Consider the following 20,625-nt stretch of genomic DNA (forward strand, 5'->3'; position numbering starts at 1 on the left):
GTAAAACATATCCTGCAGCTGAGCCGCATTATAAGCTTCTTAAATATATTAAAACACCTCCACTATTGCGCTAATAGCATCGGGATAAACTTGCTCACCAGTACTTCTATCGAACAGCGCAAAACCTTTGTCTCCTTTGTTCCCATTGTCCCAATAAACTGGTATCATCCCATTGGCTTTCGCCGCCGCAGTTACATAATTCAAATAATAATTTCTTGCTTTTACATGATCGTCATAAGCCTGACCAGCCAATGAAGTTCGGAGGATCGCTCCATATTCACCCAAAACAACAGGTATTCCTTTGTCCACAAAGTTGGTTTTCATTAAGCCAAAAACTTCGTCGACCCAAGCTTCATCCCCCCATGTAGCAACATCTCCACCTGCAAAGTCTTTTCCCCACTGCGATTTACCTCCTGCATCTTCTTTCAGGGCAAATTCATAAGGATCGTAAAAGTGTACTTCAACCATCAGCTTATTGTCCACGCTATCGGTAGGGGTTATAAAATGATTGACCGTATGGGTAATGTTTGTATTGAAGCCCTGCACTACCAAATGACGGTAAGAGTTTCTCCCACCAGTAGCTCGCACAGCATCTACAAAAGTTTGGTTAAATGAATTTTGAACAGCAACATGTTCGGCAGTTGGGTCACCCCAATCGTTTTCTACATGAACTTCATTCGTTCCCGCAAAAAGCAAGTAATCGCTGTGATCTCGGAAATGAATGGCAATCTGTTTCCAATATGCCGCCAATCTTTCGTTTATCACATCTTGCTGGTCGTAGAAAGGATGGTCCATCCATCCCCCATCCCAATGCACATTGATGATGGCATACATCTGATTACTAGTAACATAATTGGCTACTTCTTCTACCCTTTCCAGCCATTCCTTTTTAATCTTATAATCCGTTCCTTCTTCTATGTTATGAGACCACGATACGGGAATCCTTACCGCATTGAAGCCGGCTGCTTTTATCGAATCAATCAACTCTTGCGAGATTACCGGGTTGCCCCAAGTAACTTCACTTCCTGTCAGTTTTCCTCCTGAAGAACTTATCGCTTCCAAAGAGTTCCCTACATTCCATCCTGCACCCATCAACTCCGATAGCTGCAATGAAGTAAGATCTCTCATGCCTGTGTTATCGGGGTCGATATAGGAAGGCTCTTCTGGATCAGGCTCAACTACCACTGCTTCACTTCCTTTTTGGGAAATGGCAATGACCACATCTGCAGCACCTTCTGCGGTAAGTGTTAGCGAGGCACTTCTTTCGGCAGTATCTTCATTTTCATCTGCTATGATGTCGATAGAAGCATCTCCTTTTACGCTTTGTATAGATGGGCGATACCATTCACCTGTAGTGTAGGCTATTTTCCAAACAGCATTGCTGGTAATGGCTAATGTATGCGTCCCACCTTCTGCCTCAAACTCAAAAGAAGCTGGAGTAGCCGATAGGGTAACCGGATCTTTAATCTCTTCTATTTCACCACTTTCCTCTGTACAAGAAACAAAACAAAAGCTTATCAAGAAAATCAAATACATATTGAAACACCTCATAAATTTTAATCAATTCTTTAATAAAAAACACAGTAGGGAGGTAAATAAGTTACAAGAGCTGCCATCAACCTTACTGATAGCCCCAGTAATAATTATTCTTTTATAGCGATCAGAAATTTGAAGGGATACTCCTTGGGAGTTGGAAAACAAATAAATATCCCAACTCCCAGAGTATCATAACTTACAGCCTTATTCGGCAGGAACAAAAAGGTAGGTCATCAAAAACTCATCCTCACCAGAAAGGTCTTTATCTCTCAAAGCCTGTAAGAAAAGTGCATTTTCTTCTAGTTTATGGATGGTAATCGCGCCCCAGTCAGCTACTGCATAATCACACGTCCATGGATGTAATAACCCGACAGACATCGTAATTTTGTTGTTTTCAAGGTCTAATGACCAAGTTCCATTTAAAGTAACCACCTCATCGGTTTCCAATACATCTGTTGCCTCGGGCATGCCACTGCGCACTACTGTAGCCCCGCCATCATCATAGGTATAAACACGCTTGTGTTGGTTAACCACTACAGTTCCATCCATTTCAAACTTCATAGTTCCATAATCAACACTTGCTTCGCCCGATGCATAGTGCTCACCTGGCAAAGGATTCCAAGCCCAAGTGGCAAAATCTGAGAACATCATAGGCCCTTGTTCAGCTCCCCAGCTTGTAGTTACATCGTACGTCCTGTCAGAATCTAGTTTCCAAGTTTTGGCTGTAATCAGCTTTTTAGCTTCTTCTACTGGATCTTTCTCCGCAGCACCCGGTGCTTGTGGGATCAATTTGAAGGCTGCATATTCAGGTTTGGTTGGATCTAAAGCACCAACCCACATTCCTGTTACACTTCCAGTGGCATCTTTCTCAATCTGAAGGATTCTCCATTGATTTTCTGCTGTGGTAAACAAATTCACCCAAGAGCAAATGTTGAAACCTGGAGTAACGCCATCAAACGTGTAAATTCCTTTTTCATCTAAGGCATAAGTTCCTGTAGCTTCAGCTCCAGAGGGATCTACATATTTGACAGTGTTGTCTTGAGAATTCAATGTCAATGAGAAATCTTCGTAAGTTGCAGGAATGGAAGCATTGAAACCTGTCCAATCTGGGTAATCTGTTACAGTATTCCAATCATTTAGCATCATCCCATCAAGCCCAGCCCAGTTGAAAGGAGTTTCTGGGGAAAGAACCCATTTAATTTCATAACTCACATTGGTAGAGATATCGCCTTCCCAACCTTCTGGCAGTGCTGGCTCGGGATCTTCTTCCAAAGGTGGAGTCCAGTTATCAGCATAATCTTTTGAAATGTAGTTATAAATCAAGAGAGCAGGTCCCTCTCCCGATAGCCCTTCGTCACGAAGTGCTGCTAACTGCAAGGTATTTTCAGTAATGCTTATCACTTTTAATTTACCCCAGTCTACTACTTGTCCATCCCTTCCTTCATCGTGCAAAGGTCCGGCATCCGTCATGCTCAGCGTCTTCGCTTCTGCATCCAAAAAGTAAGTACCATTCTCAGTTCTACCAAGCATTTTGTGGTCAACTGATACACTTGCACCGCCCTTTAGGCTGAAGGTCATCGAACCATAATCCCCCTCAGGCATTAGCCAAGCGTTACCAGGATAATCAGGATCCCAATTCCAGCAATCTACATCGTCCACACATTCATTTCCCCAGCCCATGCTTAAGCCTGAGAAATATAACGGACCAAGAAAATACTTGCTTTGCGCATCAGCATCCAAATCGAGATACCACGTTTTCTCATTTCCGACTCCTCCCGTGAGTAGTTCCCACATAGGATCATCGATATAAGAAAAGTTGTTGGTAGAGATCGTCAACTGAAATACATCGTCTTTTACTATGCCACCGGCGCTCATTACCCCATAGGTAAACTCATAATCTCCCGCAAAAGGGATTCTCACCGTATCTGATACTCGAACAGATCTGCCAGTAGGAGTATTCCAAATAGGAGCCGCACCCGATGTCATACTTTCCAAAATCACCATGTTAGGGTCATTTGGGTTTTGAGTGATCGAATATTTTAGGTCACTTTTTGTAAGAACTTCTCCCAAAGAGAATTCCTCTGGCTGACAAGACAAAAGCCCTACAACTAAGCCTATCAGCACTATTAGTAGTTTATTTAAATTCCTTTTCATTTTTCTTGTCTTTATATGGATTAAAAGCCTAATTATTCCCATCCAGCATTTTGCTTCAACACTCCATCCGAACGGGTGATCTGATTTTGAGGAATTTGCTGTAATCCACGTGTTTTGGTAATATTGCTTCCAAGAATCGATTTTGTAGCTTCTACGCCTCCATTAAGAACCCTTGTTTGTTCGTCGATAGCGGCAGCAGCTACGCCTACTCCTTGCCTCAGCAAATCCCAGTAACGAATACCTTCGAGGGCAAATTCAACCCTCCGCTCTTTCATTATATTATCAACAGACAAAGCCACAGGTGCTAAGCCAGCTCTTGCCCTTACCTCGTCAAAATATGTTTGGGCATTGGCACTACCAAGTTCGGCAGCCATCAACAGCACATCCGCATAACGCATCACTACATAGTCTTGAAACTGGCTAATCTGGAAACTAACACCACCATTGGCTTCAGACACATCTTGACCGTCGGGGTTCGCTAGTGTTGTATATTTTTTGAAGGTATAACCGGTGTACTCACGCTGGTCAGAATTATCAAAATCAAGCCCTTCTTCCTCTATCGCAATAATAGAAGCTTCTTTTCTCGTATCGTCTGGTTCATAAGCCTCGTACAATTTAGCACTGACGGTGCCTCCGCCCCAGCCTCTTCCATATGGGCTAAAAGACTGAGCTCTCAAACCAAGCATTACCAACCAGTGGTTGCTATCCACAACACCATCCCAGTTTGAGGTAATGTTATACTTGATAGCAAAAAGTGTTTCTGCATTGTCTTTTCCAGCATAGGTAGTTTCCAACGCATCTCCAGCTTCGTTTATGCTAGTAGAAGCCGCTGGCCATAAGTTTTTGTACTCTTCTATAAGGCTATATCCTCCTGCCGAAATAACTTCTTCAAGACCGTTGAGCACATCACTTTTAGAAATACCGCCAACTAATTCTGACTGACCATAGTACCCTGTGTAAAACAAGAATACCCTTGCCAAATAAGCTTTTGCTACCCACTTGTTTACCCTACCTGCTTCTACTGCCTCACTGCCATTTTCAGCAGCAAACTTCAAGTCTTCGGCAATTACTGTATAAATATCATCTGCTTCTGACTGTGGAATGTTTGCGTTTAAAGGCTCTGTAAGCAATGGAACTTTCTCCCAAAGCCTAGTCATATCGAAGTAGCAATATGCACGAATAAACCTTGCCTGCGCTTCAACTGAATTTTTGTAAGCTTCATCTCCTTCCCAATCGATCTGCTCCATTTTTGAAAGCAAAGTATTTACCCTGAAGATCGCCTTATAATAAGCTATCCAGTTGGCATCGAAGATGTTCACTTCGCCTGAAGAACGGTTGATGTCGAACTCGTCAATTACTTGATAGTTGTACCCATCGTTGTTTCCTACTCCTCCGAAACAGTTGTCGGAAAACACCTCTGATGCAATGGGAAAAGCAACCCCACCCGAAGAATACAGTAACTGAAGACCATCGTAGCAGCCTACCAAGGCCATCTCGGCATCAGCCTTTGTTTTATAGAAGTTCGAGTCGGTAACCAAGTTAATTGGTTCGGTATCTAAAAAACTGTTGGAACAACTTGTAGCTACAAGTATCCCAAATATGATTAATGATATTTTTATAATTTTCATTTTCATCTCACATTAAAAATTAACATTTAGACCAAGTAGATAGGTTCTAGGACGTGGGTAAAAACCAAGGTCAACACCTGCAGAACCATTTTCCAATCCATAGCCTACTTCTGGATCCATACCATCGTAATTGGTGAATGTAAGTGCATTGAGAACAGATGCGTAGAATCTAACTTTGTTCACTACATTGCTTTCGAAAAGCCTGCTGAAATCGTAACCTATGGTCACGTTATTGAGCCTCACGAAATCGCCGTCATGCACAAATACATCTGAGAATTTATAGTTAACATTTGCCTCTGTTACCCTTGGGATAGTGTTTGAGGTACCCTCTCCATGCCACCGACCTAAAATAGATTTGCTATAGTTGGCAAAGCCATTTGCGTGGTTGCGGTAAGACTGAACTATTTGGTTTCCTGCAACGCCATATGCAAGGATTGAAAAATCAAAACCTTTGTAATCGGCAGAAAATGACAAGCTAAAAGTGTAGTCCGGATTAGGGTCGCCCAACATTGTTTTGTCATCATCGTTGAGTAAACCGTCGTTGTTCAAATCCACATACTTCAAGTCACCTGGCAAAGCATTTGGTTGGATTAGGCCACCATCTGAGCTTGTATGAGCGTCAACTTCTCCCTCGTTTTGGAATACACCATCGGTTTTCCAACCCCAGAAATATCCAATAGGGAAACCTGTTTCCGCTCTTCTATAAAACACGCCAGAATTATCATACAACATGTTTTCCAAACCTGGTACTATACCGTCTTCGGTAGGCACTTCCAATACCTCGTTTTCGTTTTTCGCAACTGTTCCATTAATTGAGAAATTGAAATCTCCAATTGACTTTCTCCAAGTTGCGGCCAGTTCCACACCCATGTTCCTTACATTGCCACCATTGAAGAATGGAGCATCTGTACCGTCCGTTGCATATCCAGGCTTCTGTAGTATCCAGTCCTTTGTGGTCTTGTTGTACCAGTCAGCAGCTAAAATCAACTCTCCGCTGAAAAAATGTGCATCGATACCAACGTTGGTTTGTTCCGAAGTTTCCCACCTCAAGCTTTCGTTGGCTAACCTAGAAGGGTATGCGCCTACTACATTTCCCGAAGCATCAAAATCGGCAGAACCAAAGTAATAGTTAGAGCCTCCAACATTGATAGGAGCTAAATACTGGAATGCATTTACATTTTGGTTACCTACTTGCCCCCAACTAGCCCTAAGCTTCAAGAAGTCCAACCAGCCATCTTGATCAGACAAGAAAGCCTCATCAGACAAAACCCAACCTGCTGACACTGATGGGAAATAGCCCCACCTGTTGTTTTCGGCAAATCGTGAAGACCCATCTGCTCTGAAAGTAGCATTGAGCAAGTATTTGCCTTTGTAATCGTAGCTTACACGACCTAGGTAAGACAAGAGCTTCGACTCGTCGTAAGGAGAGCCATTGAAAGAAAGCTTGGTGAAATCTGTATTTGTAGTATTATTTATATAGGCATAGGTAAGTCCAGGGATTTTTAAGTCAGCATTTTGTGTGTACATGGAAGAACCATTGTTTTTATAGCTAAACATACCCGCCATCACGGAGAGATTATGGTTTCCCAACTCAAATTCATACGTAGCTGTATTGTCAAAAGTCAATGCTAGTCCTTTGTTAAGGCTTTGGCTTGCTTGGTCAAAAGTACGTTGGCTATAAATCGACAATTCATAGATGGGCTTATAACCCCTTGACTCGCTAGTATAAAAATCAACACCCAAACGACTTCTGATCTTCAAATTTTTGATTGGGCTAAGCTCTACATATACATCACCAAAAACCTTTTGATCGTTATTCTGATTTTGGTTTTCATACACCATAGTTGCATATGGGTTACTTTCACCTGGCGCCCATGGCTCCCACTCTTGACCTTGGTACATCACCCCCGCATTAGCAGAGTTGTTCAGGAAATTTCCAGCGTCATCGTACATTGGAAGGAATGGACTTGTATTAAATGCACTCCTAAATGTGTTGTTGTACTGGTTTCCTACCGAAATACCATTTTTGTCAACATAAGAGAAAGTCAAGTGCTGACCAACTTTTACTATGTCATCGAAAGCGCTGTGCTCAGTATTGACACGGAAAGCGTACCTGTTATATTCAGAAATACCAGGTCCGCCAACTATACCTTCTTGGCCAGTGTACGACATGGAAAGTGAATAGATCGACTTTTCAGTACCGCCATTCAGTCCAAGAGAATAGTTTTGGGTAACGGCATCGTTGTAGATCATTTCATCTATCCAGTTAGTGCCACCGCCCATCGCATTTATTTCTTCTTGGGAGAAATAAGGAACTTTACCAGAGTTAACCGCCGCCTCGTTCATAATCACCGCATATTCTGTACTGTTGAGCATGCTTATTTGGCGAGATGGCTCTTGAAGACCGTAAAAAGCATCAAAGGAAAAATTTGACTTTCCTGCCTTACCTGTTTTAGTAGTGATCAACACTACACCGTTGGCAGCTTGCGAACCGTAAATAGCGGCAGCAGCAGCATCTTTCAACACATCGATGCTCTCAATATCGGAGTTGTTCAGGTAAGAGATGTCGCCCGTTTGCATTCCATCTACCACATATAGCGGTCCCGAACCGTTGATAGTACCAGCACCACGAATGGTCACTTTCATGCCCTCACCGGGCTGACCCGAAGTAGAGGCAATGTTTACGCCGGCAACTTGCCCTTGCAAACCCTGCATGGCATCTGTTGCGCTTAGCTTTACAAATTCATCGCCTTTTACCTGACCTGTAGCACCTGTAACCAGCTTTTTTTGCTGTACACCGTACCCAATAACCACCACCTCTTCTAGCTCGGAAATATTATCTTCCAAAGCCACATTGATTTCTGTTTGGGTCGTGATCTCTATCTCTTGCGTGATATAACCCAAGAATGAAACCACCAATACGTCATTTGGATTTACTTTGAGTTCGAAGTTGCCATCGTAATTTGTGATGACACCTGTTTCTGATCCTTTGATCAGCACCATTGCACCCGGTAGACCTTCCTTATCAGAAGCAGATACAACCCTGCCTTTTATTGTATAAGATGATTGTGCCAACAATGGCATGCCCATTAAAAGCATTCCAAAAGCCATCGCACATCTTAAGAACAAAGATCGGCTGGGATTTTTCCATTTTCTATTCACTAGATTCCTCATCGCCATATTTAGTTAGTTAATTAATAAGTATTTAGAGGGTCTAAAAGTAAATCTGAAGGCGATGCAAGCCGAAAATCTCGGTTAACTGTATATGCACGGTTTGATAACTAGAAGTGATAATTTGTAACTATCTTATGTATAAAATGATAATTACATCACCCATAAACACCTTATTTACAATAAGATAAGAAAATCATAAATTCAACAAGAAATGCTCAAGGGTTCAAAGCCCAAAAACAAGGGGATTCTCACAAAAGAAGAGTAAAGAAAAAGAACAAGTTTAGTTTATTTAATGTTACAAGATTATAATATCCAATAAACCATTATTCCTTTGCACTCAGATTGGGTGCAAAGGAAAGCTCGACCTTCTAAAGTTTGTAAACTTTAGAAGGTCGAGCTTTAACTAAACATAATTTTATTCTTTATTACCAGAACAAAATTACTTTACATTAATAACCAACTCTCCGTCTTCAAGTCCATCAGAATTGGCTACCAGTTTTACAGTTCCAGCCTCACCAGTTGACTGGATAACCACCAAGCATTTTCCATAAAAAGCTTTTATCGTTTTTCCTTTGAATGACTCGTGGCTGTTAGGGTTTCCATTATCTACTCCTACTATTTTACCAGGTCCTTCTAGTTCAAAAGAAACTTGGTGATGGGCTTGTGGATGAATCGTTCCAGCACTATCTACTACCGTTACCGTCACAAAAGACAAGTCCACGCCATCTGCCTGAATAGTTCCTCTATCGGCTTCTAAGTTTATTTTATGTGGTTTTTCAGCCGTTTTCAATTCTTTTACCAACTCTTTTCCATCTACCGCAGACTTAGCTGTTATCGTACCTTTTTCAAATGGCACTTTCCACATCAAATGCAGCTCGTCCCCTTCTTTTTCCTTCTTGCCCAATGATTTCCCATTCAAAAACAGCTCTACCTCATCCGCAGTAGCATACGCCCAAATATCGACAGAATCGCCCTCAGACCAGTTCCAGTGGGGATAAATATGTAAAACCGGGTCTTCTGCCCAAAGTGATTTATAAAGGTAATAGGTATCCTTGGGGAAACCAGCCAAATCGACTATTCCGAAGAAAGAGCTCCTTGATGGCCAAGAATATGGAGTAGGTTCGCCAAGATAATCAAAGCCCGTCCAAACAAACATGCCTGAAAGGTAATCGTGCTTCATTATTACTTTTAGCACCTCCTCGTGGGTTGCACCCCAAGGCGTGCTCACATGGTCGTAAGCAGAAACGGTATTATCAGGATTTCCTTGGGTGAAAGGAATATCCCAGCGCACAGGCCAACGCTGAACAGTATCGGAAGGCATATCATAATAGCCCCTAGTTGCCAATGCGGAAGTTGTTTCAGTTGCTATAAAGCATTTTCCGGGAAAGACTTCTGGGAAATTTTCATACAAATCCAGCGCATAATTGTAACCTATCAAGTCCAAAGCCCCCGATTGTGCTATCGTATTTTCGGGAGATGGTGGGTTACAAGCAACGGTGATAGCGCGAGTTGTATCTAATTCTCTCACCACAGCAGCCAATTCTGTCGCTATTGTTTTCCCCGCCTCGTCCCATTGTTCGGGGATTTCATTGCCCACACTCCAAATAATGATGCTCGGATGGTTCCTATCTCTTTTAATGAAATCTTGAAGGTCTTTCACATGCCATTTGTCCCAATTAAGGGAATAATCAAATTCAGTTTTACCCTTTTTCCACATATCAAACATCTCATCCATTACTAAAAAACCCATCTCATCGCACAGATCAAGCAATTCTGGGGCAGGAGGATTATGCGTAGTCCGAATGGCATTCGCGCCCATTTCTTGCATGATCTCCAGCTGGCGACGCAGCGCCCTTGTATTAATAGCTGCACCAAGGCTTCCAAGATCATGATGATTACACACTCCTTTGATTTTCATAGGCTTGCCATTCAAGAAAAAACCTTTTTCAGGATCGAAGTCAAAATACCTTATACCAAATGTATTGGACGTTTTATCCACTAATTCCCCTTCTGCATACATGCTTATGGTTGCTTGGTAGAGGTTTGGATCTTCTACCGACCAAAGTGCAGGAGAGGGGACTTTTATGTTTATATCCACTCCTTCGGTTGAGTTTTCACCCAATACAAGCTCGTGGGAATAAATGAGCCCCTCACTCGAAGCTTGTTTTTTGACCTCTATCGCATATTTAATATTCCCTTCTTGTTTGGTCGCATTCCTAAGTTTTGCCTTTATGTTTACAATTGCTCTTTCAGTACTAACCTCTGGTGTAGTAATAAATGTCTCGTTCTTTTCTACATATATTTTCTCTGTACTTTCTAGCCAAACATTCCTATAAATACCTGAACCAGAATACCATCTGGAATTAGGTTGCGGAGAGTTGTTTACCTTCACTGCCAATACATTAGGCTCTTCTCCAAACCCTAAATGAGGCGTAAGGTCATACTGGAAGGAAATATACCCATTGGGTCGATTACCTAAAAAATGCCCGTTTATCCACACTTCGCTGTTGCGATAAACACCGTCAAAAATCACTGTAAATAGCTTGGCGCTATCGGCAGCTGATAGTTTGAAATATTTTCTGTACCAGCCAACCCCTCCCGGAAGTGCTCCTCCTCCTACGGTAGCAGGGTGGTTTTCATCAAATTCTCCTTCAATACTCCAATCGTGGGGAATATCGAGCGTACGCCATTGCCTATCGTCGAAGCTTTTTACTTCTGCACCTTCCGGTTCGCCTAAGTAAAATTTCCAATCTTCCGAAAGCAAACGCACTTTTCTCGGATTGTTTTCATTTTCATTGTTCCCTGAACACGAAAAAAACAGTACAGGAATAACTAGTATAAGAAGTAAAGTTCTCATTTTTTTGATGTTAGAATACGTGGGAGAATTATGTCCAAAAAAAGCTAATGGGTTTGACCAAATTAATTTGACCATCCTCATTAGATTTGGGTTACTAATTCTGCGAATAAATTCAATGTAAAAATTGAAAGGGCTAAAAAACTGATCCTCATAAGGCGATGAAGGATTGGGGATTGAACTCTCTAAATACTAAACCCCCTTTCAGCTGCCCCAAAGGTACGAAAAAGATGAGTGAGATCACCTTTCAGATAAGAACTATTCTAAAAAAACGACCTGCTGTCTAGCCTATATTTCGGATAGGCAAAGTAATGATCATGGTAGTACCTTCCCCCACTACACTTTCCACCTTTATTTTTCCAAGATGCTCTTCTATAATTCCTAAGGTGATCGAAAGCCCCATGCCCGTACCTTTGCCTACTTCTTTGGTAGTGAAAAAAGGATCGAAAATATGCTTGATATCTGCTGGAGCAATGCCATTTCCTGTATCTCTTATTTTTATCACCACATTCTCCCCTTCTTCCGTAGCCGAAATGTAAATATTCCCCTCGCCTTCAATAGACTGAACCGCATTTACCAATAGGTTCATCAGCACCTGATTGATCTGGCTAGGTGAGCACTCAATCTCGTGGAATACATTTATGTTTTTAAATACCTGTATCCTATCCTTCGTAAGGTGGTTGATCAGCAATAAATTATTATCTATTCCCTCAGCTAGGCTATAAGAATAGGTCATCTTCGTATCCGAACGGCTAAATGAGCGCAGTCCTTTCACTATGTCTGCTGTCCGCTCCACACCCGTATTTATGTGCCGAGTGATTTTCACGGCTTTCCCCATCATCATATCAAACTTGAGCACCTTTTTCAGCTCATCTATTTCCTTAACTTTCTCCACAGCATTTTCTGGAGTCACTTCTTCATAAAGTTTTGCTACTTTTTCAAACTCCTCTATTACTACCTGTAACCCGCTTATACCTGACTTTATAAAATTGACCGGGTTGTTTATTTCATGAGCTATCCCTGCGGTGAGCAAGCCTAAAGATGCCATTTTTTCCGATTGGACCAATTGTGCCTGAGCCATTTTTAACTGGTCCAACGTAGACATCAGTTCTTCATTGTGCAAAGAGAGTTCTTCTTGCTGACTTTGAAGCTCTTCGTTCAGTTGATTTAGCTCTTTGTTTTGATCTTGGATTTCAGTGTTGGCTTCACGCAGTTCAACCGTACGTTGATCAACCATTTTTTCCAACATCTTTTGCGTCCTTTTTAACCTACCAGTTCGATACCTGAATATAGAAATGACGACACCTATTGACAACAGAGCACAAAACATCCTAAACCACAAAGTAGTCCACCAAGGAGGTTGCATTTTTATCTTTATCGACCGCCCTTCTTCGTTCCAAACCCCATCGTTATTAGAAGCTTTTACCTTAAAGACATAATTGCCAGCGCTCAGATTAGTGTACGTAACAAAACGCTGGTTCCCCACATAATTCCATTCTTTCTCTAGCCCTTCCAACATGTAGGCATATTGATTTTTTTCTGGCGAAGAAAAATTCAACGCCGCAAAACTAAACGTTAAGGTATGCTGCCGATGCGTCAGGACAATCTGCTCTGTTTTATTGATATGGTCTTGCAAAATCCCATCTTGCCCCCCAACATCCACCTGCTTATTAAAAAGCTTTAAACCTGTAAAGGCTATTTGTGGAACCAACGGGTTGTCCTTTATGCTGTCTGGATGAAATAAATTAAAGCCATTGCTTCCGCCAAAAATCATTTCACCGTTTTCTAACTTACAACTGGCATTGAAGGCAAACTCTGTCCCTTGAAGCCCGTCACTTACATCGTAATTCACAAACTCCCCCCGTTCTCCACTACTCATCAAATGGTCAATATCCAAATTAGGAGGTGGGGAAAACTTTGAAAGCCCATTGGTAGTCGATACCCAAAGGTTTCCATGCCCATCTTCTTCTATACCGACCACTCCATTACTGGCAAGTCCATCTTTTTTTGTAAAGGCAAAGAAACGGTTCGTTTCCCTATCCATCAGGTTCAAGCCAGCAAAAGTACCTATCCAAAAGTTTCCTTTACTATCTTCAAAAATCGAATAAACTCTATTATTACTCAGAGAGTATTTCTCATTTGTCCGTTGGTAAAAAACAAAAGAGTATTTATCACGGTCATATTTACCTAGTCCACTATTTGTTCCCACCCAAAGGGTGCTATCCTTTGTTTCGTACAAATCTTTCACCCTATCACCAAGCAAACCAGATTGATTCCTATTCCTTGTATTAAAGTGGACAAAGCCAGACTTACCTGCTTCCCGCATATCTACCCCTTCGCTTCCGGTGCCTACCCACAGAGCCCCTTTGCTGTCCACCAGCACATCGTACACCTTATCTTGAGAAATGCTCTCAGGGTCGTTTTCTTCACTCCGGAAATGCTCAAACCTACCCGTCTTTTTATCGAAAAGGTTGAGCCCTCCGGTAAACGTAGCTACCCACAATTTATCTGGTCTAGCATCATTAATCGAAAGTACGTAGTCGCTACTTATACTCAAAGGATCATTTTCATCTGGGCAGAAGTTTGTAAAAGTCCCTTCTGCCCTATCAAACTTGCTTAGACAACCACCTTCTTTTGTCCCTATCCAAATATCTCCGTCCCTATCTTGGAACATACACCTCACGTTGCTATTGGGCAAGCCATCAGGTCTGTAGTTGAACTTGAAATGCATAAAAGGTTTCCTCCACCTATCTATAAAACCCACCCCTTTATCAAAGGTACCAATCCACAAATTCCCTTCCCTATCCTGCAACAATGCAGTTATCGCATTGGTTCTTAAGCCTTCTGGTTCATAAATATTATAATAATAACCCTGCAATCTCCCTTTATCCGAATCGTAAAAATACAGGCCTTCGTCTTTTGATGCTACCCAGTATTTGCCAGGCCCAGCCTCCACCATACCCTCTATCTGACCCGAAGTAAATACTTTTTGTCCCTCCCCCATTCTTGTGAACCTATTTCCTTCTAAACAAAACAGCCCTTTCTTTTCCGTACTTATTATATATTTTCCGGAAAGTACTTTTTGAATAGCCAATACCACACAATCCTTTATTATTGGTTTAATAGAATTGGTACGCAAGTCCAAACGCCCAAGACCAGTATCAGTACCCACTAGGTACTCACTACCCCCAACTATGGCGAACTCCCTGATAGAGTTAGTTTTGCTTTCGAAAACCAAGTCAAATTCAGCAGTAGAGGGATTACGCTTATAAATTGCCCCGTTGGCCAGAAGCATCAAGTTTTTTTGAGAATCAAATACAAGTGAACGTATATATAAAAGAGGAAAACCGATCAGCTCGAATGACTGAAGGTCTTTATCAAAAGAAAAAAGCCCTTCGGTAGTACCTACCCAAAGATACCTTCCGTCATTACTTTCGAGAATGGAGGTAATAATGTTACCCGTTAACCCTTCTTCATCTTCTACAGTATGCCTGAACACTTCAAAGCCATGCCCGTCGAACCTATTGAGCCCATCTACTGTACCTACCCAAATATACCCATCTTTACATTGAGTGATAACTGTGACTTGGTTATTGGAAAGTCCTTCTTCTTTGGCATAGTGAGTCAATACCAACTGGTCTTTGTACATACCACTGGTTTGCGCGCTTAAAAAATGCCCGTGTAAAAGAAAAAGGTTGATGAGTATAAGAAGAGTTCTTTTCACCTTCTAATCATTATGTATGGGTTTCAAAATAAAGCATATGTACCCTTTTTCACATATAAAAACAATGTAAATGTAAAACCTATCGATTGCTTTATGGCAAACCATCTACATTTTTTTTATATAACCCCAGTCTTCATTGCCAAATTCACATACTTTGTTGTATGTCTCACAAAAAATATTGTTGACCTAATCGGCATTTCCAAGCATAACCCAACAATTTCACCCCATCCATTTTACAGTTCACGTATAAATCTTGACGATTGGCTTCATTGGATTTGAATAACCCACTTCCCCAGTTCATATTTGGAGTATTCTTTCTAGTGTAATAAAAAATTTCTGAGTACATGACAAAAATAAAAGGCAAGCCATCAAAAGGTTATTTTTGAGTTGCGAGACAAAAAAACAACCTAGATGACAAGCCTGTATAAAAGTAAAGAATTGCAATTGATTTTGCAGCAAGAGTTGGGAGGAAATAAAGCCAGAATAACGTTGTTGAGTTATTTAATCATATCGGTTTTGAAAGTAAGGAGCGTGAATTTCAAACGATTGGCGACAGGATATGATAATGGGGTTCTTCTATCATCAAAACTTCGTAGAGTCCAGCGGTTCTTCAGCCAATTCACCTTTGCAGAAGCCCTTTATTGTAAGCTGATAATGAAAACCTTACCAATAGAAGGTAAATATGAATTAAGCCTGGACCGGACAAATTGGAAGCTGGGACAGCTCAACATCAACATTTTGTTCTTATCAGTAATTTATAAAGGAGTAGGCCTGCCCGTATTTTGGTGCACATTGGGAAATAAGCGGGGCAATTCCTCTCAAAAAGAGCGAAAAGACCTACTCAATCGTTTTATGCTCAACTTTGGAGATGATAAGATTGCCTATTTGACAGCTGATAGAGAGTTTGTTGGCCAAGATTGGTTGGCGTATTTGACGAGCCATCAAATCCGTTATTTTATCAGGGTCCGCAATAATATGCATATTACTTTGGCGGAAGGCAAAACGGTGAAAGCTTATTGGTTATTAATGGCTAAACCGAGTATATTTTCACCCTAAAATTGTTTATCTCAATGATACGTTGGGCTATTTCTCAGGTATTAAATATGTTGGTCAAAATGGAAAAATTGATTACCTGATATTGGTTTCCTATAACCAAGAAGACTTAAGCCTAGACATCTATAAAAACCGTTGGCAGATAGAAACTATGTTCAGGGCTTTCAAGTCGGCTGGTTTTAATTTGGAAGATACCCATATTACTGATTATGAAAGATTAGACACCCTGATAAAAGTCATTTCCATTGCTTTTGTTTGGTCTTACAGCGTAGGCATTTACCTTAATGATTGTGTCAAAAAAATAGCAATTAAAAACCACGGCAGGAGGGCCGTAAGCTTCTTTACTTACGGGCTTGATTTCCTTACCAATGCTTTTATCAATACAATTAGAAACGACATCAAAATCGCTTTTAAGATTTTTTTGTCATGTACTTAGAAAAAATTTAATCATATACCCATGCAAATGAACCGTATCTACTTCCGCATTTTTTCACTCATTATGTTGCTGATGAGCACCCAAATGGTATTGGCCCAAACCACCACACGAATTTCCGTCAACGACAACACCTATTCCTACAAATCGAAAGATGCTTTTTCGAGTTATGAAATCAAATACAAGGGCAAAGTTGCTATCACTGAAGATGACCAAAGCATCAAGAGCATAGAACCAGGCGGATTCTTAAAAATAAGCAAAACTACTTTCGGAAATAAACGGGCAGTCATCATCGAAAGCAATTCGAGGGGAACGCTTACCAAAGAATACTATGTAGGCCGAAGTTCTGAGCCTTTCGAACCAGAAGGGGCAAAATGGCTGGCAGATGTACTCCTCGACGTGATAAGAAAAACGGGAATAGGCGCAGAAGACCGCGTGAAGAGGTTCTACAAAAAAGGTGGCGCAACAGCTGTGCTCAACGAGATCAACCAGATAGAAAGTAGCAGCGTAAAAGCGAAGTATTTTGACTTTTTGTTAGAGCAACCAGGGCTGGTTGAAAAAGAGCTAGTGGCAATCGCTTCTGGAATTACCTCCATAAGCTCTTCAAGCAGCAAAGGAAGTCTCTACAGAAAGCATAGTTCACAGTTTATGAAAGGCAACGAAGTATCGGAAGCCTTTTTTAAAGGGATATCGACTATTAGTTCTTCTTCGGAAAAAGGAGCTACGCTCAGGCATATTTTAAAAGAGCACCAGCTCATTGACCAACAAAAAATCTATTTGTTAGAAACTTGCAACAAAATTAGCTCTAGCTCCGAAAAGGGATCGGTAATGCGTGAATTCAACGATATATTTTCCAACAAAGAGAATGTAGTAGACGCTTACTTCAAAACCTTAAACAGCATAAGCAGCACAAGCGAAAAAGGATCGGTTTTGAGAAACTTGCTCAAAGAATACGAACTAGCCCCCAAAGCTCAAGTGCGGCTACTGAAAAGTGTGGGCTCGATAAGTTCCAGCTCTGAGCAAGGCTCTGTTTTGAGAACCTGCGTACCCCAACTTACAAACAATGATGAAGTGGTCGCCGCTTATTTTGACGCAGTTAAAAGAATAGGGAGCAGCTCCGAACAGGGCAGCGTGCTAAGAAGTATTTTAGACAAACCCGAACTAATTTCTGCACCTAATGCTATCCTTTTACTTGAAGCCACATCAAGTATCAGTTCCGATTCGGAAAAGGGCAGCGTGATACGCAAAGCGCTCCCTCTGATAGAAAAATCCGATGCGGTTCAAAAAGCTTATTTTGACGCAGTCAAAAGGATAAGCAGCACTAGTGAAAAAGGAAGTAGCCTTAGGGCAGCAGCCAACAAGGGCAACCTTAGCAGGGCAGGAGTCATTTCCCTCTTAGATGCTACCAAGTCCATCTCTTCCAGCTCGGAAAAAGGGACGGTGCTCAGAACCGTAAGCGACCTAATCTCTGCGGATGATGCCGAACTAATAGAAAAATACAGGGAATGCGCCCGAACCATCTCTTCCGACTCAGAATACAGAAGGGTGATTGAAATGATTCATTAGGATAGATTTGAGCAAGGCTTTAGGGCAAGAGGAAATGAATTCCTCTTGCTCTAAAGCCACACTCCATACTGATTAAACTATGCACAAGATATTTTGGCGAGGCTTTGCCCTCAGTAGTATTTCGGGATTGTTGCTCTACACTTATTTGGTGTATGGCAACTCGGGTTCGCTGCCTAGCTTGCCTGATGACCTCGGGAATTTTGCTGGGGTAATTCTCCTTGCCAATGCAGGTGGCTGGGCACTGTGGGGACTTGGCTCCCTACTCAATAAAATTTTGCCTTGGCAACGGTTTCTTTTCGTACGCTTACTGGCAGGCATTACCCTCGGAACTCTCCTAGTAAACACGGTTGTGTTGAGCATTCCTTACCTCTACACACTGCTGGCAAGGGGCAGCTACGAAGCCGAAATGCTCGCCAATGGCAACACAGAGTTTGTAATAAAACTTTCTATCCTGATTTTCTTTAGTGTCATTACCTATACTTTCATCAATTTCACTACCTATTCTTACCACGAATATGCCATTACGCAGGTGCAGCGGGCACAGTCTACCCGAAAGCAATTGGAAATGCAGTTCGATATGCTCAAAAGCCAGCTAAGCCCCCATTACCTTTTCAATTGTCTCAACACCATTTCTTCGCTCATTTACCAAGATGCAGACTTGGCTGAAAACTTTATCCGAAACTTTGCCCAAACCTACCAATATATCCTCCAGACCAACAGCAAAAAACTGGTGAGCCTACAAGAAGAAATTGACTTCGTAAAAGCATATATTTTCTTATTAAAAGTAAGGTTCGATGAAGGGTTAAAAGTAGATATCGACTTACCCCGAGATGTGCTCAAAAGTGAAATCCCCCCACTTACCTTGCAGCTTTTGGTGGAAAATGCGGTGAAGCACAACATCATTTCGGAAGAGTCGCCCCTGCATGTTCAAATCAGCCTTGACGATGACAAAAAGCTGGCAATCATCAACAACAAAACAGCCGAGCCTGAGCAAAACGAATCGTTTGAAATTGGGCTGAAAAACATCAAAAAACGGTACGAGTATTTTACCAAAAACCCGATCATGATCACCAACGGCGAACTATACAAGGTAAACCTCCCGCTCATCAATTACACACCTAGCAAGGGAAGTATGTTGATGATGTTTTAGAATAGAGATTGGAAGCTAGAGGATAGAAATTAGATAATGTAGAGATACGAAATAAAGTAGAAATAAGGAGATAAATTGTAAGAATGCCCTTCTTCCATAAAAGATATAAAAAGCCTCGTAGAGGCGACATGTTTGTAGTCTTGAAGCCAAAAAGATAGTAAGCTCCGTAGGAGCGACCTACTCTACTCGTTTAATCGAACTCAAAAAACTAGAAACCGCAGCGGCGGACCGTAAGCAACCCGTAACTAGTAACCAAGAAAGAAAAATGAACAAGAATTTTATACACAAATTCACTTACCGGACAGTCAGCCCCATTGCCTATGGAACGGTGGTGTACATCATGATTTTGCTGATTTTCGATAGGGCGGGAAACTTGGCAGAAAACTTTGAACTTTTTGAATGGTTGCTTTGCCTCATCCTCACCTACGGGCAGTTTGAGGCAACTCGCTTGCTCATCATCTTTTTGGATAAAAAAGTCCCTTTCAATAAAAATATTAAACTAAGACTATTCACCCAATTCGGGTTAAGTGCCGTCCTTTCCATCCTCATTGTCTCGGCAGTTATCTCGGCATATTTCATCTATTTGGTACAGTTCAGCTCGTTCCTCCCCGAGCTCTATACCTTCAATTCTTTGCTACTGACCATCAGCATTTTTCACAATTTGCTTTATACAAGCATCTGCTTTTTGGGCAAGCAAAACGATGAAGAGCTGGCAAAAGAACATTCGTTGAGAAAAACCCTAGAATTTCAGCTCCAAGCTTTCAAAAACGAGATCAACCCAGAATTGCTCTATTCCAGTCTCGAAACCGTCATTTCCCTACTCCACCAAAACCCTAAAAAAGCGGATAACTTTATCAACCAACTTTCCACGGTCTATCGCTACACGCTCGACAACAAGCAGTACGAACTCGCCCAGCTCAAAACAGAATTAAATGCGGTTGACAATCTTTTGCAGCTGCTCAATATCCGCCACCACGGCAACTTGAGTTTTAGCTCGGAAATCCCCCAAACCGAGCTAATAAAGGAACTGATCCCTGGTACCTTACCCATGCTGGTAGAGCATTTGGTAAGGACTTCGATAGTTTCGAGCAACCAACCTCTGCACATCCGCTGCTACCTAGATGGGGAAAATACCCTAGCGGTTCAAAGCAGGCTCAATGAACGTATAAGACCGATTGATAAGCCCAAAAAAGAGTTGAAAAATTTACAAAAAGCGTATTCATTTTACACTTCCGAACCTGTAGTGAAAGTAAAAGCCTACGACGAGGTAATCATAAAAGTGCCTTTGCTCCAACTGGAATTGGAAGAGGAGGTTTTGTAAATATTAGAGGTCAAATTAGCCGGAAATGGCAT

The 20,625-nt window shown here is 41.6% G+C and carries 11 protein-coding genes; 5 read left to right on the plus strand and 6 right to left on the minus strand.

Annotation, left to right across the window (positions count from 1 at the left end; all coding sequences use genetic code 11):
* Positions 1 to 48: 48 nt before the first annotated feature.
* The 6 genes from R9C00_24235 to R9C00_24260 form a co-directional block, all read right to left on the minus strand.
* Entirely contained in the window at positions 49 to 1,551 is a 1,503-nt protein-coding gene (locus R9C00_24235; protein ID WPO34811.1) for a cellulase family glycosylhydrolase, read from the minus strand.
* Between the two features lie 189 nt (positions 1,552 to 1,740).
* Positions 1,741 to 3,690: a hypothetical protein gene (locus R9C00_24240; protein WPO34812.1), complete on the minus strand. Its 1,950-nt coding sequence runs from the start codon at positions 3,688 to 3,690 to the stop codon at positions 1,741 to 1,743.
* Positions 3,691 to 3,722: 32 nt separating this feature from the next.
* Positions 3,723 to 5,318: a RagB/SusD family nutrient uptake outer membrane protein gene (locus R9C00_24245; GenBank protein WPO34813.1), complete on the minus strand. Its 1,596-nt coding sequence runs from the start codon at positions 5,316 to 5,318 to the stop codon at positions 3,723 to 3,725.
* Between the two features lie 12 nt (positions 5,319 to 5,330).
* A complete protein-coding gene (locus R9C00_24250; protein ID WPO34814.1) occupies positions 5,331 to 8,498 on the minus strand; it encodes a TonB-dependent receptor in 3,168 nt (1,055 codons plus the stop codon).
* A 433-nt stretch (positions 8,499 to 8,931) separates the two neighbouring features.
* On the minus strand, positions 8,932 to 11,349 hold the full coding sequence (gene galB / locus R9C00_24255; protein WPO34815.1) for a beta-galactosidase GalB: 2,418 nt from the start codon (positions 11,347 to 11,349) through the stop codon (positions 8,932 to 8,934).
* A 280-nt stretch (positions 11,350 to 11,629) separates the two neighbouring features.
* On the minus strand, positions 11,630 to 14,995 hold the full coding sequence (locus R9C00_24260; GenBank protein ID WPO34816.1) for a two-component regulator propeller domain-containing protein: 3,366 nt from the start codon (positions 14,993 to 14,995) through the stop codon (positions 11,630 to 11,632).
* 486 nt (positions 14,996 to 15,481) lie between these two features.
* Here R9C00_24260 and R9C00_24265 point away from each other — a divergent pair, with 486 nt between their 5' ends.
* The 5 genes from R9C00_24265 (at position 15,482) to R9C00_24285 (ending at position 20,593) form a co-directional block, all read left to right on the plus strand.
* Positions 15,482 to 16,126 carry a hypothetical protein gene (locus R9C00_24265; protein WPO34817.1) on the plus strand — a complete coding sequence of 215 codons (645 nt, stop codon included), beginning with the start codon at positions 15,482 to 15,484 and terminating at the stop codon, positions 16,124 to 16,126.
* Positions 16,127 to 16,148: 22 nt separating this feature from the next.
* Complete coding sequence (locus R9C00_24270; protein WPO34818.1) at positions 16,149 to 16,559, plus strand: transposase; 411 nt, start codon at positions 16,149 to 16,151, stop codon at positions 16,557 to 16,559.
* A gap of 21 nt (positions 16,560 to 16,580) precedes the next feature.
* Positions 16,581 to 18,122 (plus strand): hypothetical protein, encoded by a 1,542-nt coding sequence (locus tag R9C00_24275; GenBank protein WPO34819.1) that lies wholly within the window; start codon positions 16,581 to 16,583, stop codon positions 18,120 to 18,122.
* 79 nt (positions 18,123 to 18,201) lie between these two features.
* Positions 18,202 to 19,272: a histidine kinase gene (locus R9C00_24280; GenBank protein ID WPO34820.1), complete on the plus strand. Its 1,071-nt coding sequence runs from the start codon at positions 18,202 to 18,204 to the stop codon at positions 19,270 to 19,272.
* Between the two features lie 265 nt (positions 19,273 to 19,537).
* Entirely contained in the window at positions 19,538 to 20,593 is a 1,056-nt protein-coding gene (locus R9C00_24285; GenBank protein WPO34821.1) for a histidine kinase, read from the plus strand.
* The last annotated feature ends 32 nt before the right edge of the window (positions 20,594 to 20,625 follow it).

It is taken from the genome of Flammeovirgaceae bacterium SG7u.111, assembly GCA_034044135.1.
Classification (GTDB): Bacteria; Bacteroidota; Bacteroidia; order Cytophagales; family Flammeovirgaceae.

Coding starts and splice junctions, on each gene's coding strand:
- R9C00_24260 (WPO34816.1), bottom strand. CDS start 14,995: ATGTACAAAGACCAGTTGGTATTGACTCACTATGCCAAAGAAGAAGGA.
- R9C00_24250 (WPO34814.1), bottom strand. CDS start 8,498: ATGGCGATGAGGAATCTAGTGAATAGAAAATGGAAAAATCCCAGCCGA.
- R9C00_24240 (WPO34812.1), bottom strand. CDS start 3,690: ATGAAAAGGAATTTAAATAAACTACTAATAGTGCTGATAGGCTTAGTT.
- R9C00_24280 (WPO34820.1), top strand. CDS start 18,202: ATGCACAAGATATTTTGGCGAGGCTTTGCCCTCAGTAGTATTTCGGGA.
- R9C00_24285 (WPO34821.1), top strand. CDS start 19,538: ATGAACAAGAATTTTATACACAAATTCACTTACCGGACAGTCAGCCCC.
- R9C00_24265 (WPO34817.1), top strand. CDS start 15,482: ATGACAAGCCTGTATAAAAGTAAAGAATTGCAATTGATTTTGCAGCAA.
- R9C00_24235 (WPO34811.1), bottom strand. CDS start 1,551: ATGAGGTGTTTCAATATGTATTTGATTTTCTTGATAAGCTTTTGTTTT.
- galB (WPO34815.1), bottom strand. CDS start 11,349: ATGAGAACTTTACTTCTTATACTAGTTATTCCTGTACTGTTTTTTTCG.
- R9C00_24275 (WPO34819.1), top strand. CDS start 16,581: ATGCAAATGAACCGTATCTACTTCCGCATTTTTTCACTCATTATGTTG.
- R9C00_24245 (WPO34813.1), bottom strand. CDS start 5,318: ATGAAAATTATAAAAATATCATTAATCATATTTGGGATACTTGTAGCT.